At 64.3% G+C, this 15598-nt stretch carries 16 protein-coding genes; 11 read left to right on the top strand and 5 right to left on the bottom strand.

The window, feature by feature from the left end:
* Nucleotides 1-67 precede the first annotated feature (67 nt).
* The 3 genes from AC0L3C_RS34285 to AC0L3C_RS34275 all read left to right on the top strand — a co-directional run bounded on the left by AC0L3C_RS34285 (nucleotide 68) and on the right by AC0L3C_RS34275 (nucleotide 3115).
* Nucleotides 68-1042, top strand: a complete 975-nt coding sequence (locus AC0L3C_RS34285; RefSeq protein WP_473410218.1) for a hypothetical protein — start codon at nucleotides 68-70, stop codon at nucleotides 1040-1042.
* 387 nt (nucleotides 1043-1429) lie between these two features.
* Entirely contained in the window at nucleotides 1430-2023 is a 594-nt protein-coding gene (locus AC0L3C_RS34280; protein WP_247426781.1) for a L,D-transpeptidase, read from the top strand.
* 54 nt (nucleotides 2024-2077) lie between these two features.
* Complete coding sequence (locus AC0L3C_RS34275) at nucleotides 2078-3115, top strand: amino acid ABC transporter substrate-binding protein (protein ID WP_035975288.1); 1038 nt, start codon at nucleotides 2078-2080, stop codon at nucleotides 3113-3115.
* Nucleotides 3116-3394: 279 nt separating this feature from the next.
* On the opposite strand, the gene AC0L3C_RS34270 is transcribed toward AC0L3C_RS34275, so the two are convergent.
* Both AC0L3C_RS34270 and AC0L3C_RS34265 read right to left on the bottom strand, forming a co-directional pair.
* Nucleotides 3395-4534 (bottom strand): acyl-CoA dehydrogenase family protein, encoded by a 1140-nt coding sequence (locus AC0L3C_RS34270; RefSeq protein WP_473410212.1) that lies wholly within the window; start codon nucleotides 4532-4534, stop codon nucleotides 3395-3397.
* A 144-nt stretch (nucleotides 4535-4678) separates the two neighbouring features.
* A complete protein-coding gene (locus AC0L3C_RS34265; protein ID WP_473284505.1) occupies nucleotides 4679-5890 on the bottom strand; it encodes an acyl-CoA dehydrogenase family protein in 1212 nt (403 codons plus the stop codon).
* A gap of 137 nt (nucleotides 5891-6027) precedes the next feature.
* Here AC0L3C_RS34265 and AC0L3C_RS34260 point away from each other — a divergent pair, with 137 nt between their 5' ends.
* Both AC0L3C_RS34260 and AC0L3C_RS34255 read left to right on the top strand, forming a co-directional pair.
* Nucleotides 6028-6573: a carboxymuconolactone decarboxylase family protein gene (locus tag AC0L3C_RS34260; RefSeq protein ID WP_473410211.1), complete on the top strand. Its 546-nt coding sequence runs from the start codon at nucleotides 6028-6030 to the stop codon at nucleotides 6571-6573.
* 90 nt (nucleotides 6574-6663) lie between these two features.
* A complete protein-coding gene (locus AC0L3C_RS34255) occupies nucleotides 6664-7158 on the top strand; it encodes a VOC family protein (protein ID WP_219678950.1) in 495 nt (164 codons plus the stop codon).
* Between the two features lie 97 nt (nucleotides 7159-7255).
* Here AC0L3C_RS34255 and AC0L3C_RS34250 read toward each other — a convergent pair whose 3' ends face one another.
* The gene (locus tag AC0L3C_RS34250; RefSeq protein WP_473410210.1) at nucleotides 7256-8494 is read right to left on the bottom strand and encodes an MFS transporter; all 1239 of its coding nucleotides are present in this window, start codon (nucleotides 8492-8494) and stop codon (nucleotides 7256-7258) included.
* A gap of 141 nt (nucleotides 8495-8635) precedes the next feature.
* Nucleotides 8636-9883, bottom strand: a complete 1248-nt coding sequence (locus AC0L3C_RS34245) for an MFS transporter (RefSeq protein ID WP_473410209.1) — start codon at nucleotides 9881-9883, stop codon at nucleotides 8636-8638.
* Between the two features lie 208 nt (nucleotides 9884-10091).
* On the opposite strand from AC0L3C_RS34245, the gene AC0L3C_RS34240 reads away from it, so the two are divergent.
* Nucleotides 10092-12158 carry a prolyl oligopeptidase family serine peptidase gene (locus tag AC0L3C_RS34240; RefSeq protein ID WP_473410208.1) on the top strand — a complete coding sequence of 689 codons (2067 nt, stop codon included), beginning with the start codon at nucleotides 10092-10094 and terminating at the stop codon, nucleotides 12156-12158.
* A gap of 116 nt (nucleotides 12159-12274) precedes the next feature.
* On the opposite strand, the gene AC0L3C_RS34235 is transcribed toward AC0L3C_RS34240, so the two are convergent.
* The gene (locus AC0L3C_RS34235) at nucleotides 12275-12946 is read right to left on the bottom strand and encodes a DUF938 domain-containing protein (protein WP_473410207.1); all 672 of its coding nucleotides are present in this window, start codon (nucleotides 12944-12946) and stop codon (nucleotides 12275-12277) included.
* A gap of 259 nt (nucleotides 12947-13205) precedes the next feature.
* Here AC0L3C_RS34235 and soxX point away from each other — a divergent pair, with 259 nt between their 5' ends.
* The 5 genes from soxX to AC0L3C_RS34210 are packed head-to-tail and all read left to right on the top strand — an operon-like array spanning nucleotide 13206 to nucleotide 15581.
* Nucleotides 13206-13559: a sulfur oxidation c-type cytochrome SoxX gene (gene soxX / locus AC0L3C_RS34230; RefSeq protein ID WP_473410206.1), complete on the top strand. Its 354-nt coding sequence runs from the start codon at nucleotides 13206-13208 to the stop codon at nucleotides 13557-13559.
* 38 nt (nucleotides 13560-13597) lie between these two features.
* The gene (gene soxY / locus AC0L3C_RS34225) at nucleotides 13598-14089 is read left to right on the top strand and encodes a thiosulfate oxidation carrier protein SoxY (protein ID WP_473249918.1); all 492 of its coding nucleotides are present in this window, start codon (nucleotides 13598-13600) and stop codon (nucleotides 14087-14089) included.
* 15 nt (nucleotides 14090-14104) lie between these two features.
* Nucleotides 14105-14416, top strand: coding sequence for a thiosulfate oxidation carrier complex protein SoxZ (gene soxZ, locus AC0L3C_RS34220; RefSeq protein WP_063996422.1), 312 nt, complete (start codon nucleotides 14105-14107; stop codon nucleotides 14414-14416).
* Nucleotides 14416-15279 (top strand): sulfur oxidation c-type cytochrome SoxA, encoded by an 864-nt coding sequence (gene soxA, locus AC0L3C_RS34215; protein ID WP_007598012.1) that lies wholly within the window; start codon nucleotides 14416-14418, stop codon nucleotides 15277-15279. The genes soxZ and soxA overlap by 1 nt, the downstream gene beginning before the upstream one ends.
* Nucleotides 15276-15581 carry a hypothetical protein gene (locus AC0L3C_RS34210; protein ID WP_473410205.1) on the top strand — a complete coding sequence of 102 codons (306 nt, stop codon included), beginning with the start codon at nucleotides 15276-15278 and terminating at the stop codon, nucleotides 15579-15581. The genes soxA and AC0L3C_RS34210 overlap by 4 nt, the downstream gene beginning before the upstream one ends.
* The last annotated feature ends 17 nt before the right edge of the window (nucleotides 15582-15598 follow it).

Genomic DNA, 15598 nt, shown 5'->3' with positions numbered 1-15598 from the left:
GCCGTTGTTGCTTGACTCCACGGACACGTCCGTGGAGTTTCGCGGGCCACGCAATCAGCCGCCCGCGATGGACGACGCCACCAGCAGCACCGACATTCGCCTTCGTGAAGGCGCCTCGATCGCGCAGCGGCTGGTCATGTCCGGCTTTGCGGCCGCCGTTGCGCTGTGCTTCACGCCGGGCCTGTTCACACACGATCCCCTGGAGGTGATCATCTCCGTGGTCGCGCTGCTGGTGGGAGCGGCGTTCGTCGGAATCATCATGCTGGCGCCAGCGGTGGTGTGGATCATCACGCCGGACGAGATCCTGATCGGGGAGCAGCGTCCGTTCGGAAAACTAAAGACGCGGATCGTTGCCAAGGACGACATCAGGGGATTGCAGGTTCCCGGAAGCAAGAGGGCGAAAGCCCGCTTCCAGCTCGCCTTCACGCTCGCCTCCGGTGAGCGCCTGACGTCGCCGCCGATCACCGATGTCACCCACGTGCATGACACGGTGGCGCGGATCGCCGCGCAATTCGACGTTCCCGACGTCGAGTCTCCGGTCAATCCGCTCGATGCCAGCAATCCCGAGATGCGTCTCGGCGACCCCCTCGAGCCGTTCTCGAAGAGAGACATCAGGATCGTCGCACTGATCGTCGTCGCATTGTGCGCCGTTCCCTACGCCTACAGGCTCTGGCGTGGCCTGTCGCCCGGGCCGGTCGACATCATGCTGCTGCCGGTCGGCGCGATCGCCGCTTTTGGCGTTTATCGATATGCCAACCTTGTGACCGGCGCCTTCTGGATCATCCGCCAGGGCGATATCCGCGTCGAACGCCTGTGGGGCGACGGCACGTTGCGCGCCGACCACATCGAAGGGCGCGACGTCAAGACGATCACCGTCGAGCGCCGCGGTCGCTCCGAGGACGAGCACTGCATCGTCGTGATCCGCTTGCTCTCAGGACGACGGTTTCGCAGCCCTCGGATCGGGTCGAGGCTCGAGGCGCGCGCCGTGGGGACGGAGATCGTCCGGCGGCTCGGAATCGCGCTGGAGAACAACAAGATCTAGCTGGCATCTCGTGCGAATTGGCGAAGTTGATCTCGCCGCTGGTTCGGTCTGAGCCTCTCCCGCTTGCGGGAGAGGTCGGCGCGCCCGGGCGATGCGAAGCATCGACCCGCGCGCCGGGTGAGGGTTCTCTCCTCTGGGGGAATCTTTCTGCGGAGACACCCTCTCCCCGACCCTCCCCCGTAAGCGGGGGAGGGAGCGCATCGACTTCTCGGCGGTAATCTGAGCTTTTCGCGCCATCCCCCATTTGTGGCATTGCGCGCGGTCCGTCAAAAAACCAAAGCATTCTCGTGACATACCAGCCGGGCGCGCCATCAACTTGCCATGAAGCTGCCGCTGGGTTCAGATGGTTCCGAACGAAATTCGCTGTGGCAGTGGGGAGAGCTTGAAATGACGGATTTTCGTCGCCTGACCGGGATGTTTGTGGCTGCGATCGGCCTGATCCTGTCCGCGCCCCATGCCTACGCCCAGCAGCCCGACCGCGGCGACGAGCCGGGCCTGGTCGCCGACGATGCCTTCGAGCTCGATCCGGAATGGCAGAAGCAGGTCGTCTACTTCCGCACCACCGAAGCGCCCGGCACCCTCATCATCTCGACCGCCGAACGGCATCTCTATCTGGTGCAGCCCGGCGGTCGTGCGATCCGCTACGGCATCGGCGTCGGCCGCGATGGCTTTCAGTGGCAGGGGCTGGTGAACATCACCAACAAGAAGGAGTGGCCGGATTGGACGCCGCCGCCGGAGATGATCCAGCGCCAGCCCTATCTGCCGCGCTTCATGGCCGGCGGCCCCGGCAATCCGCTCGGCGCGCGCGCCATGTATCTGGGCACCACCGTTTATCGGATCCACGGCACCAATCGGCCCGACACGATCGGCACCAAGGTCTCCTCGGGCTGCTTCCGGCTCGTCAACCGTGACGTCGCCGATCTCTACGATCGCGTCCCTGTCGGCACCAAGGTGGTCATCCGGCAGAAGCCCGAACTCTGATCTTCTCGCCCTGGCGAATATTCCTTTTCCCGATTATTTCGAGAGAGCAACATGATGCGCACTTTTCGTGGCGGCCTGCTGATCGGGCTCGCAGTCGCCGTGCTGGTCGCCGTCCTGGCCATCATCTATGAATTCTACGACACCCGCACCCTGAAGCGCACCGTCCGCCGCGGCGAGGTGCTGTGCGGCGTCAACAAGGGCCTGCCGGGCTTCTCGATCCCCGACGACAAGGGCAACTGGACCGGCTTCGACGTCGATTTCTGCCGCGCTGTCGCGTCGGCGATCTTCAACGACCCGAGCAAGGCGAAATTCGTCGCGCTCGATGCCAGCGAGCGCTTCAAGGAATTGCAGAGCCGGAAGGTGGACATCCTCTCACGCAACTCGACCTGGAGCATGGCGCGCGAGCTCGACTACGATCTCTATTTCCCCGCGGTCGCCTATTACGACGGCGCAGGCTTCATGCTGCCGCGTGCGCGCAACAAGGAAACCGCGCTGGACCTGACCGGCAGCAAGGTCTGCGTCCAGACCGGGACCACCACGGCGCTCAACGTCGCGGATTACTTCCGTGCCAACAACATGAAGTATGAAGAGATGAAGTTCGACAAGCTGGACGACGTGGTGAAAGCCTACGATACCGGCAAATGCGACACGCTCTCCGCCGACGTCTCCCAGCTCTACGCGCTGCGGATCAACCTGTCGAAGCCCGGCGACCACATGATCCTGCCGGACATGATCTCCAAGGAGCCGCTCGCGCCCGTCGTGCGCCAGCGCGACGACGACTGGATGATGATCGTGAAGTGGACGCTGTACGCGATGATCAACGCCGAGGAGCTCGGCGTCTCCTCGGAGAACATCGACGAGGCCCTGAAGTCGAAGAAGCCGGAAGTGATGCGGCTGGTCGGCACCGAGGGCAATTACGGCGAGCAGCTCGGCCTCACCAAGGATTGGGTGGTCCGCATCATCCGCCACGTCGGCAATTACGGCGAGATGTACGAGCGCAACATCGGCGAGAAATCGAAGCTGAAGATCCCGCGCGGCATGAACCAGCTGTGGAATGCGGGCGGCGTGCAGTATGCACCGCCGGTGAGGTAAGGAGCTCTATCCGCCGACATTGCGAGCGAAGCGAAGCAATCCAGAGTCTTTCCAAGGCGACGGTCTGGATTGCTTCGTCGCAACTGCTCCTCGCAATGACGAGCTTGGGGCAGGCGCGCTATCCACAATCTCAACTGTCATCGCCCGGCTTGACCGGGCGATCCAGTATTCCAGAGACGGTTGTGATCAATCGAGAGGCCGCGGCGTACTGGGTCGGCCGGTCAAGCCGGGCGACGACACTGCGTGTGAGGCACGTGCTCGCGTCTCATGTTCGCGCGCTCAATACCCCCGCGCCCGCGCCAGCTGCTCGGTGTGGTAGTTCGCGTCGCCGAACAATTCCTCGCACACGCGCGCGCGCTTCATGAAGAAGCCGATGTCGAACTGGTCGGTCATGCCCATGCCGCCATGCATCTGCACGCCTTCCTGCACCGCGCGCGTGGCGGTGGTGCCGGCGCGGGCCTTTGCCACTGCGACACTTGATGCGGCCTTGGCGACGTCCGTATCGAGCGCTTGCAGCGCCTTCATTACGGCGGCGCGGGTGATCTCGATGTCGACATAGAGCTCGGCGGCGCGGTGCTGCAGCGCCTGGAATTCGCCGATCAGCTTGCCGAATTGCTTGCGGCTCTTGAGGTACTCGACGGTGCGGTCGAACACTTCTTCGCTCAAGCCGACCATTTCGGAGGCCACCGCGCCGCGCCCGATATCGAGCACGCCGTCGAGCAGTGCGCCACCCTGGTCGATTTCGCCGAGCACGCTGTCGGCATCGAGCTCGACATTGGCAAGCTCGATCCGCGCCGCATTGTGCGCGTCGACGATGATGGTGCGCTCGATCGCAACGCCCTTGGCCTTCGGGTTGACCAGGAACAGCGTCAGCCCCTCGCGCTCGCCGGCCGAACCCGCAGTGCGCGCAGCGACGATGATGAGATCGGCGACGTGACCGTCGACCACCAGCGCCTTGGCGCCGGAGAGCCTGAAACCGTTGCCGGCGCGCACGGCCTGGAGGTTGGTCTGAAGCGGGCGATGTTTTGCGCCCTCGTCGATCGCGAGCGTCGCCAGCAGGGAGCCGTTGGAAATCTTCGGCAGATACTCCGACTTCTGCGCGACATTGCCGCCACGGTTCAGCGCCGAGGCCGCGACCACGCTGGTGGCGAGGAAGGGCGACGGCATCAGCGTGCGGCCGATCTCCTCCATCACCACGCCGGCCTCGACATAGCCGAGACCGCTGCCGCCGAACTCTTCCGGCACCAGCAAGCCAGCAAAACCCATCTCGGCGAAGGAATGCCAAAACTCCCTGGAGAAGCCGGTGGGGTCCTTGCTGTCGCGCAGATGCCGCAAATGCGACACCGGCGCCTTGTCGCTGATCAGCCCGCGCGCGCTGTCGCGGAGCATCGATTGTTCTTCGGTGAGGACGAGGGCCATGGGTGCGTTCCGATTCGAAATCTGTTTTGTCTTGGTCATTCCGGGATGGCCCGAAGGGCCAGGCCCGGAATCCATCAGGCGGCATATACGCGGTGAAATGGATTCCGGGCTCGCGCTTCGCGCGCCCCGGAATGACGGGAAATCTTACGCCCCCGGCAGATCGAGGATGCGCTTGGCGACGATGCCGAGCATGACCTCGGTGGTGCCGCCCTCGATCGAGTTGGCCTTGGTCCGCAGCCAGGCGCGCGGACGCGCTCCTTGCTTCGAACGTTCGCTCTCCCATTCCAGTGCATCGACGCCACCGGCCGACATCAGGATCTCGTAGCGGCGCTTGTTCAGCTCGGTGCCGTAATATTTCATTGCCGACGAGAACGCCGGATGCGCCTGCCCCGCCTTGGCGAGATCGACCGCGCGCTCGGCGCAGGCTGCAAGGGCAGCTTCATCGACATCGAAGCTGGCAATGCGGCCACGCAGCATCGCATCGTCGAGCCGCCCCAGCGCATCGGTGCCGACGGAATCGGCCGCGATCTGGCCCAGTGGACGGCCGACGCCGCGCTCGCCCATGCCTGATATCATCGCGCGCTCGTGCTGGAGCAAATATTTGGCGACGTCCCAGCCGCGATTGACGGTGCCGACCACGTGCGATTTCGGCACGCGGACATTGTCGAAGAACGTCTCGCAGAACGGCGAGTAGCCGGAGATCAGAAGGATCGGCTTGGTCGTCACGCCCTTCGAGGTCATGTCGAACAGGATGAAGCTGATGCCGTCATGCTTCTTCGCGGCGGGATCGGTGCGGACGAGGCAGAAGATCCAGTCGGCGTAGTTGGCGTAGGACGTCCAGATCTTCGACCCCGTGATGACGAAATCGTCGCCGTCGCTCTCGGCGCGGGTCTGGAGCGAGGCGAGATCGGAGCCGGCGTTCGGCTCGGAATAACCCTGACACCAGCGGATCAGGCCAGCCGCGATCTTCGGCAGATGCTCCTTCTTCTGCGCATCGTTGCCGTATTTCAGCAGCGCCGGCCCGAGCATCCAGATGCCGAAGCTCGACAGCGGGGGCCGCGCGCCGATTCGTCCCATCTCCGCGCGCAGCACCTTGTGCTCGGCGGCGCTCAGGCCACCGCCGCCGTACTCCTTCGGCCAATCGGGTACCGTCCAGCCCTTGTCGCGCATGCGCTCGAACCAGATGCGCTGCGGCTCCGACGAGAATTTTGCGTTACGTCCGCCCCAGAACACGTCGGCGTCGGAGGTCGCGGGCTTGCGCATCTCCGGCGGGCAATTGGCTTCCAACCAGGCGCGCGTTTCGCTGCGGAATGTTTCGAGATCGGCGGTCTCAGTCTCGCTCGTTTTGTCGCTCATGGATCGTTTCCATCAATCTATATCGGCTTGTTGAGCTCGACTCTGGGCCATCGTCTCGTGGAATTCAACCACTTCCGTGTCACGCATCCGCTATAGTCGCCGCGACGGCGAAGCTTGAAAACAAAGAGGAAACAACAATGCGCCTGAAACTTCTTTCGCCTGGCGAAATGAACGAGAGCCAGCGGCAGACCTATGACGAGTCGATTGCCGGCAAGCGCGGCAAGCCGCCAGCGCCGATGATGGCCTGGCTGAACAGCCCCGACATGGCCCGTCACGCCACGCGGCTCGGCGAGGTCCTGCGCTACGATACGATCTTCCCTGCGAAGCTCTCGGAGATCGCGATCCTGGTGACGGCGCGGCACTGGACCGCGCATTACGAATGGTACGCGCACAAGCGCCTCGCGCTTGCCGGCGGCATGAAGCCCGACATCATCCACGCGATCCGCGACCGCCGCACGCCCGTCTTCGACGATCCCAGGGCTAAGATGATCTACGACGTCGCGAAGTCGCTGCATGAGGGCCACGGCGTCGAGAAGGGCCTCTATGATGAGGCGGTGAAGCTGCTCGGCGAGCGCGGCGTGGTCGAGGTGGTTGGTCTGTGCGGCTATTACACGCTGGTGTCGATGACGCTGAACACGTTTGAGTTCGAGCTGCCGGAGGGCGAGGTGCGGGAGCTCTCATAGTTTCGCGTAAGGAAACGATGGGTTTCGGGATAGGCCGGTAGCAGCATCCCGGGGCCGGACCTATGTGGGGTTCATCAACGGAGCAGCCGCATGTCGCAGAACCAAGCCGTCGCCGCCGGCACCAGGATCGGCCACGTCCATCTCAAGGTCGCCGATCTCGATCGCGCGCTGGGCTTCTATTGCGGCGTGCTCGGCTTCGAGCTGATGCAGCGGATGGGCTCCGGCGCGGCCTTCATCTCGGCCGGCGGCTATCACCACCACATCGGGCTCAACACCTGGGAGAGCAAGGGCGGTTCGCCGCCGCCGCCGGGAACGACCGGGCTCTATCACACCGCGATCCTCTATCCGACGCGGCCCGCGCTGGCGGATGCGCTGCACCGCGTGCTCTCTGCCGGCATTGCGCTCGACGGAGCGAGCGACCATGGCGTGTCCGAAGCGCTGTATTTGCGCGATCCGGACCAGAACGGCGTCGAGTTGTATTGGGACAAGCCGCGGGAGCAATGGCCGTTCGGGCCGGACGGCAAGCTCGCGATGTTCACGAAGCGGCTGGATGTGGACGGGCTGCTGAAGCAGCGCGAGGCCTAGTCTCGTAGGGTGGGCAAAGCGAAGCGTGCCCACCAAATCTCGCGAGGGCAAGTGGAGAATCAGATGGTGGGCACGGCGCGATGCGCCTTTGCCCACCCTACGAAAGCTTTCCTCGCGGCTTCCCCCGCACCATGATCAGCGCCGCCGCCACAACCTCCAGCGCAATACACAGATAGAACGGCAGCTCATAGCCACCGGAGAAATCGCGCAGAAAGCCGACCACGCCAGGGCCGAACGCATAGGTCACCTGGTTGATTGCGGTGTTGAGGCTGATCAGCACGCCGAACGAGGCGGAATCGAACTCCTGCTGCACGATCAGCGACGGCAGCGTGATGAGATTGCCGACCGAGAAGCCGAACAATGCGCAGGCGGCGATCAGCACGTAATCATTGTGCATATTGATGACGACGAGAAGCGCCACGGCCTGGCTCAGGAACGACAGCGCCGAGGCGAGCCGCTGGTTGAGGCGGTCGATCACCAGCGAGAACAGCACCCGGCCGATCACCGCCATCGCGGTCAGCACCGCAACCGCGACGGCCGCCCGCTCGCGCCCGATCACGGGATCGAGGAACGAGATCAGGTGGACGATGAAGCCGACCTGCGCGAACAGCACCAAGGCAAAAGCAATGGTCACGGTGAGGAAGCCGACATCGCGCAACGCCTGGCTGCGGATCTGCGCCGACGATTGCGGCTTCGCCTTCGTCGCGGCGCGCCGGCCATGGAGATCAGGCGGGCGGCCGACGACAATCAGGATCACCGGCACGAGCAGCACGAGCATGGCGCCGGCGACGATAAACATCGCACTGGTGAAGCCGACATGGCCGATCAACGTCACCAGCAGCGGCACGCCGACGATGCCGCCGAAGCTTGCGCCATTCAGCGCGAGACTGATGGCCATGCCGCGCTTGTGGTCGAACCACAGGCTGATCGTGTTGGTGATCATGGCCAAACTGGTACCGGCCCAACCGAAGGCGAGCACGGCGTTGGCGAGATAAAGCTGCCACGGCTCGCGCACCGCGCCGATCGCGACCGCCGCGGCCGACATCGCCAGCGTCCCCGCGATCAGGCCGAGACGCGGGCCGTATTTGTTGACGGCCTCGCCGACGAAAACGACGAGCAGCGCGCCGAACAGATAGAAGAACGTCGTGCCGGACGAGATCAGCGAGGCCGACCAGCCGTGCGCGCGCTGGAGCTCGGCGACATAGACGCTCTGGCCGTAGAAGCCGAGCCCCCAGCCGAAGGTCGCGAGCAGGAAGCAGACCGCAACGATGCGCCAGCCTTCGTAGCGGAGGGAGGATTCGTCGATGGATACGTCGTGCCGGGGATTGTCGAGCATTTGCGCTTGTCCTTGGTTTCCCCCGCGAGCGCCTTGCATCACGCCCGCCTGTTCATGACGAGCATCATGTAACAACCCAAGCCCCGGAAATCACTTCGACCTGGATCGAACTATCAACGCTGCTGACAGCCTCCCGCCATCTCAGATCGCGTCCGGGAACTCACCCATGGCCGCGTCCAGCCGCGCTTTGCGGCGGCGGGCAAAGGAGGCCAGCGAGAGCACGGCGAGGCCGAGCAGCACCGGCGGAAACACCACCATGTTCACCGCGGACCAGCCGTAACTGGCGAGCAATTGGCCGGACGAGAACGAGCCGATCGCCATCATGCCGAACACCAGGAAATCGTTGAAAGCCTGCACCTTGTTGCGCTCCTGCGGCCGGTGCGTCTCCAGCACCAGCGCGGAGGCGCCGATGAAGGAGAAATTCCACCCCACACCAAGCACGATCAGCGTGGCCCAGAAATGCATCGCGGTGATGCCGGACAGGCCGATGCCGGCGGCGCCGGCCTCCAGCAGCAGGCCGGCGGCAACGACCTTCCGCGCGCCGAAGCGGGCGATCAGCGCGCCCGTGAAGAAGCTCGGCCCGTACATGGCGACGATGTGCCATTGGATGCCGAAATTGGAATCGGAAACGCTCAAGCCGCACAGCTTCATGGCGAGCGGCGCCGAGGTCATCACCAGATTCATCATGGGATATGAGATGACGCCGCACAGCGCCGCCGCGATGAAACGCGGCTGGGTCACGATCTCGAGCAGCGGCCGCCCGCCGTGAAGATCGGCCGGTGCCGGTTTCGGCATGTCGACCCCCGCGACGATGCCCATCGCGATGAGCGCGACGGCAGCCTGGACCAGAAAGCTGAAGGCGAACAGATAAGGCTGCCAGACATCCATGGTCCATTGCACGAGCTGCGGACCGAGCACGCCGGCGAACACGCCGCCCGCCATCACCCAGGACACCGCCTTGGGCCGATAGTCTGCACTGGCGCCGTCGGCGGCAGCGAAGCGATAGGACTGCGCCACCGCGCCGTAGAGGCCGCCGAGAAAAGTCGCGACACAGAACAGCGCGAACGAAGCGTGCAGGATCGCGAAGCAGCCGAGCAGACCGGTCAGCGCACCCACACCGGTGCCGACGATGAAAGCGACGCGGCGGCCGAAGCGGCGCGAGATCGCGCCGGTCGGCAGCGTGCCGGCGGCGAGGCCGAGCACATACATCGAGATCGGCACGGTCGCGAACGAGACGTCGGGCGCGAGCGTCGCGCCGACGATCGCGCCGGTGGCGAAGATCACCGCAGAGTTGGCGCCGGTCAGCGCTTGCGCGGCGGCAAGGCGCACCACATTGGCGCGCACGCGGGCGTCGGCGGCGATCTCATTGGCTGCAGTCACATCCAGCATCGGTATTTCCGCCCCAACGGGCTTTTAAGTGCTTCCAAGGGGCTCGCTTGATTCCCGGCACTATGGCGGGGCGCGGGAGGGCGGGCAACCGGCGCAAACGGGCGCAGGCCATGTCTCTGACGCAATCGGGCCGATGATAACGGGCCGCGCACTTGACGGCTTGCGCTCGATCAAATCCTATCCGCCGCAACCTTCCGGAGTTTCGTTCATGTCCGTCGACGACAGGCCTACGCTCGGTGCTCCCGATGACGATCCCTGGCTCTGGCTGGAGGAGATCGAAGGCAAGCAGGCGCTCGATTTCGTCACGCGGCAGAACAGCCTGACGCTCGAGGCGTTCGGCGGAGCGGCCTTCGCGCGCGACCGCGACATCCTCGCGGCGATCTACGATCGTTCCGACAACATTCCCTATGTCAGCCGGCGCGGCGACGAACTGCACAATCTCTGGAAGGATGCCACCAACCCGCGCGGCCTGTGGCGGAAGACTTCGCCCGCGGAGTTTCGCAAATCGCATCCGGCGTGGGAGATCATGCTGGACGTCGACCAGCTCGCCGCACGCGAAGGCGAGGACTGGCTGCTGAGCGGCATCACCACGCGGCCGGGAAGCGCGCGCGCCATTTTGGGCCTGTCGCGCGGTGGCAGCGACGCCGTCACCTTGCGGGAATTCGACCTCGACACCAGGAGTTTCGTGGCGGACGGATTTGCGCTGTCGGAAGCCAAGGGCGGCGTCGATTGGCTCGATGCCGACACGCTGCTGCTGTCGAGCGCCCATGGTGAGGGCATGGCGACGAGTTCGGGATATTCGCGGACGGTTCGCCTGTGGCGGCGCGGCCAGCCTGTCGATCAGGCGCAAATGATCATCGAGACCACGGCCGATCATATGGCGATCTCCGGCATCGTCGACGACACCGCTGCGGCCCCGCGCAGCTGGATCGTCGACCAGATCGACTTCTTCAATCATGCGCTCTGGCTGCGCTGCGCGGACGGCGCGACGACGAAGCTCGATCTGCCGACCGGCATCTGGTTGCAGGCGCATGGCGACTGGTTCGCGATGAAGCTGCGCGAAGCCTGGTCGATCGAGGGAAAAGCCTATGCCGCCGACACCGTGCTCGGCATGTCGCTCTCGGCCTTCCTCGCCGGCAGCCGCGATTTCGCGGTGCTGTTCGAGCCGGAACCTCGCCGCGCCTTGCAAGGTCTGTTCTGGGCCGGGGGCAGGCTGGTGCTGTCGATCCTCGACGAGCTCCAGCCGCAATTCGAGATCTGTACGCCGTCCGCCACAAGCTGGAGCCGCGAGTCACTCGGTGGCCTGCCGCAGATCGGCGTCGTCGACATCTGGCCGCTGGATCGCCATCCCTCCGAGAGCAATGGCGACCTGCTTGCCAATGTGCAGGATCCGCTGACGCCGCCGTCGCTGCTGCTGATCGAGCGCGGCGTCGCGAGCCCGACCGTGTTGAAGCAGGCGCCTAAAACATTCAACGCCGACGGCCTCATGGTGACCCAGCACGAGGCGATCTCGATCGACGGCGAGCGTATCCCCTATGTGCAGACCGGCCCTGTTGGCGAGACCGGCGATGCACCGGTCTATATGAGCGCCTATGGCGGCTTCGCCCATTCGGTGAAGCCGTATTACAATCCGTCACTCGGCAAGCTGTGGCTGGAGCGCGGCGGCGCGACGGTGCAGGCGAATTTGCGCGGCGGCGGCGAATTCGGCACGCGCTGGCACGATGCCGGCCGGCTCGCCGGCAAGAAACTGTCGCACGATGATTTCGCAGCCGTTGCCGCCGATCTCGTCCGCCGCGGGGTGACGACGGCAAAGCGCATTGCCGCGCAGGGTGGATCGAACGGCGGCATCCTCATCACCAACATGCTGGTGCGATACCCCGAGCGTTTCGGCGCGCTGTTCTGCACCATCCCGCTGATCGACATGCGCCGCTACACGAAGCTGCTCGCCGGCGCGAGCTGGATCGCGGAATATGGCGATCCCGACAAGCCCGAGGAGTGGGACTGGCTCAAGACCTACTCCGCCTATCACAACGTCAAAGCCGGCCAGCCCTATCCGCCGATCCTGATCGCCACCACGCGGCGCGACGACCGCGTCCATCCCGGCCATGCGCGCAAGATGGCGGCAAAGCTGCAGGCCATGGGCTATGAAGCCTGGTTCTACGAGCCTGAAGCGGGCGGCCACGGCTACGGCAAGGACAACAAGGAGCGCGCGGGGTTCGAGGTGCTGGGGTTTCGGTTCTTGAAGGACAAGATCGGGTGGCGGGACGAGGGCTAGCGTTTGCGTCGCTGACATCTCCGCACCGTCATGGCCGGGCTTGACCCGGCCATCCACGCCTTGGCTGGTGCACGAAGAACGTGGATGCCCGGGACAAGCCCGGGCATGACGACCTCCTATCGCGCGAATACCAAGGTCAGATTATTCGCGGGCATGTCGATCGTATCGACGAGGCGAAGACTTGCGCCGCGGGCGAGCGCTTCGACATCGGCGATATCACGCACGCCCCAATCGGGATTGCCTTCACGCAAGGAGGTGTCGAACACGGCGTTGCTGAGCGCGATGTGCTTGCCGCCGCGCTTGAACGGGCCGTAGAGGAACAGCTTGCCGTCGGCCCGCAAATAGCGGCCGGCGCCGGCGAACAGGCCCTCGGCGACGCTCCATGGCGCGATGTGGATGACATTGGCGCAGAACAATGCGGCAAGACTCGACGGCGCCTGCCCGCTTTTCATCTCCGGGCACCAATCAGGATCGGTGAGATCGATCCGCAGCGGCGAGCGGATATTTTTCAGGCCTGAATGAACGCGCCAGGCCTCGATGCTCTTGAGGTGGCGCTGGTTGAGATCGCTGGGCCACCAGATCAGGCCGGGCGTGTGACGGGCGAAGTAGACCACGTGCTGGCCGGTTCCGCTGCCGAGCTCGACCACGTTGCCGGTGCAGCCGGCGAGATGCCGTTCCAGTGCCGCCCAGAGCGGCTCGTGATTGCGATGAAATGCCGGTGCGTCGAGCCGCCCATCCGACTCGACCCGACCGCCATCCCTGCCGAATTCGACGACATATTCAGCCAAGTGAGGTCCCCTTGAAAAAACGAGAACGCGTTGAAAACAGGTTGAGCGGCAAAACGCTCAGGAAACAGCCGGCCCGCGCCACGGCCCTTAAGTCTCGGGCCAAATCGGCTGAACAAATAATCTCATTAGTTGCAATGGGGAAGATATTAACTTCATTTTGTCGCGTGCATAGTCTCGATTGTCAGGCGGTGCCCTTTGTGCTTTGGAACGCTTCTATTTCGCGATCTTGACCATCGATATAACGCCTCGGAATGACGCCTTGACCGCCTTTTCCCGGACGCCCGTTCTGTTCATCTTGCTGGCCATTGCCGCCGGCCTCGCCAGCCCGGCGTGGGCGCAGTCCGCTGTGGCCGACGGCCAGAAACTCGCTTTCGACCGCGGCAAGGGCAATTGCCTGACCTGCCATGTCATCAGGGGTGGCGACCTGCCGGGAACGATCGGGCCGGAACTGAAGGACCTCAAGGCCAAGTACCCCGATCGCAACGAGCTGGCCGCGATCATCTTCGACGAGACCAGGCGCAATCCGCAGACCATGATGCCGCCGTTCGGCCGGAACCGGATTTTGACCGAACAGGAGATCAGCGCGATCGTTGATTTCCTGCAGACCCTGTGACTTCAGGCACGCCACGAGATTTGGTTGGGAGACCCGAAATGACCACACTCACCGGCCCAAGCGCGACGCGGCGCCTGATGCTTCAGGGCGCAGCCTCGGTCGCGCTGCTCGGCCTCGGCAATCTGCCGTTCGGCGCCGCGCCCGCGCGCGCCGCGGCCAACGACAAATATCCGGAAGAGGCCTTCAAGCAGAAGAGCGAGGCGGACGCCGTCAAGGCGCTGTACGGCAAAACCGCCGAGCCGTCCGACAAGGTCAAGCTGGACGCCCCCGAGATCGCCGAGAACGGCGGTGTCGTGCCAATCTCGGTGACGACGACGCTCGACAAGGTCACCTCGATCTCGTTCTTCGTGGCCGAGAATCCCAGCGCGCTTGCCGCCAGCTACAGGATTCCCGAAGGCACGATCCCTGCCGTCGCCAACCGGCTGAAGATGGCCAAAACCACCAACGTCGTTGCGATCGTGGAGGCCGACGGCAAGCTCTACAGCGCGACCAAAGAGGTCAAGGTCACCGTCGGCGGCTGCGGCGGCTAAGCGAGGAAGATCGAGATGGCATCCAGCATTCGCGTCCGCGCCACCGCCAACGGCGACATCACCGAGGTGCAGGCGCTGATCCAGCACCCCATGGATACCGGCTTCGTCAAGGACGCCAAGGGCGAGCTGATCCCGGCGCATTACATCCAGCAGCTGACATTCGAATGTAACGGCAAGGACGTCTTCGTTGCCGATTGGGGCACCGCGATCTCGAAGGACCCCTATGTCAAGTTCAGCTTCAAGGGGGCCAAGAAGGGCGACGATCTCAAGGTCTCCTGGACCGATAACAAGGGTGCGTCGGACACGACCACCGCGAAGATCTCGTGATGAAGGCCCGCACCTCCATCCTGCTTGGTTCGTTGAGCGCCGCGCTGGTCGCGTTGGCCCTCACCTCTCCGCGCGTGGTGGCGGCCGACAAGGTCGATCCCGTCGCCGATGCCAAGGCGTTCCAGAACTTCTTCTTCCAGAAATTCCCAACCGTGAAGCACGAGGATTTCGTCAACGGCCCCTATTCGATGAACGAGGACATGAAGCGGCAGTGGCAGGAGAAGGAGGAATTCCCGCCCTACGAGTTCGCGCTCGACGCCGGCAAGGAAATGTTCGCCACCCCGTTCAAGAACGGCAAGACCTATGCCGACTGTTTCCCGAACGGCGGCATCGGCATCCGCCAGAACTATCCTTATTTCGACGAGAAGGAGGGCAAGGTCGTCACGCTGGAGCTGGCGCTCAACCGCTGCCGCGAGGCCAATGGCGAGGCGCCCTATTCCTACGTCAAGGACGAGATGGCCTCGCTCACCGCCTACATGGCCTTCACCTCGCGCGGCAAGCCGATGGACATCAAGATCCCCGACGATCCGCGCGCGCTCGCGGCATTCGAGAACGGGAAGCGCTATTTCTACACCCGCCGCGGCCAATTGAATTTCTCCTGCGCGAGCTGCCATGTGCAGAGCCCCGGCGAACGTATCCGCGCCGAGATCCTGGCGCCGGCGCTCGGCATTCTGAACGCCATGCCGATCTACCGCTCCGAATGGAGCGGCATGGGCACGACCAGCCGCCGCTTCGTCACCTGCAACAGCCAGACCCGCGCGGTTCCGCTGGAGCCGCAGGCGGATGAATATCGCGACGTCGAATATTTCCTGTCCTACGTCGCAAACGGCCTGCCGATATCGGGACCGGGAGCGCGGCCATGAAGCGGTCACTTGCCCTCGCCCTGCTGCTTACCCTCGGCCTCGCGCCGGCGGCGCACGCGGCAAACGAGGCGGATTACAGGACAGCCTATGCCGCCGCCGAAGCCGCCTCCAAGGAGGCTGCCAGCTTGCGCCACCAATGGACCGTGACCGTCTCGACGCTGGCCGCCGCAAAGAAGGCGGCCGATGGCGGCGATTTCGACCGCGCCGTGGCCGCAGCCAGGGAAGCCGAGGCGCTGGCGAAGGCCTCGATCTTCCAGGCGATTTCCGAAAAAGAGGCCTGGAAGGCGATGGAAATCCGCTAGACTGTTCGCTCCTGCAA

This window comes from Bradyrhizobium sp. WSM4872 (assembly GCF_055811715.1).
This window is presented reverse-complemented; position numbering and strand designations above follow the sequence as displayed.

Bases quoted from the DNA above. Each gene is read 5' to 3' on its own strand.
- AC0L3C_RS34285 (WP_473410218.1), top strand. From the start codon at position 68: ATGGACGACGCCACCAGCAGCACCGACATTCGCCTTCGTGAAGGCGCC.
- AC0L3C_RS34280 (WP_247426781.1), top strand. From the start codon at position 1,430: ATGACGGATTTTCGTCGCCTGACCGGGATGTTTGTGGCTGCGATCGGC.
- AC0L3C_RS34275 (WP_035975288.1), top strand. From the start codon at position 2,078: ATGCGCACTTTTCGTGGCGGCCTGCTGATCGGGCTCGCAGTCGCCGTG.
- AC0L3C_RS34270 (WP_473410212.1), bottom strand. From the start codon at position 4,534: ATGGCCCTCGTCCTCACCGAAGAACAATCGATGCTCCGCGACAGCGCG.
- AC0L3C_RS34265 (WP_473284505.1), bottom strand. From the start codon at position 5,890: ATGAGCGACAAAACGAGCGAGACTGAGACCGCCGATCTCGAAACATTC.
- AC0L3C_RS34260 (WP_473410211.1), top strand. From the start codon at position 6,028: ATGCGCCTGAAACTTCTTTCGCCTGGCGAAATGAACGAGAGCCAGCGG.
- AC0L3C_RS34255 (WP_219678950.1), top strand. From the start codon at position 6,664: ATGTCGCAGAACCAAGCCGTCGCCGCCGGCACCAGGATCGGCCACGTC.
- AC0L3C_RS34250 (WP_473410210.1), bottom strand. From the start codon at position 8,494: ATGCTCGACAATCCCCGGCACGACGTATCCATCGACGAATCCTCCCTC.
- AC0L3C_RS34245 (WP_473410209.1), bottom strand. From the start codon at position 9,883: ATGCTGGATGTGACTGCAGCCAATGAGATCGCCGCCGACGCCCGCGTG.
- AC0L3C_RS34240 (WP_473410208.1), top strand. From the start codon at position 10,092: ATGTCCGTCGACGACAGGCCTACGCTCGGTGCTCCCGATGACGATCCC.
- soxY (WP_473249918.1), top strand. From the start codon at position 13,598: ATGACCACACTCACCGGCCCAAGCGCGACGCGGCGCCTGATGCTTCAG.
- soxZ (WP_063996422.1), top strand. From the start codon at position 14,105: ATGGCATCCAGCATTCGCGTCCGCGCCACCGCCAACGGCGACATCACC.
- soxA (WP_007598012.1), top strand. From the start codon at position 14,416: ATGAAGGCCCGCACCTCCATCCTGCTTGGTTCGTTGAGCGCCGCGCTG.
- AC0L3C_RS34210 (WP_473410205.1), top strand. From the start codon at position 15,276: ATGAAGCGGTCACTTGCCCTCGCCCTGCTGCTTACCCTCGGCCTCGCG.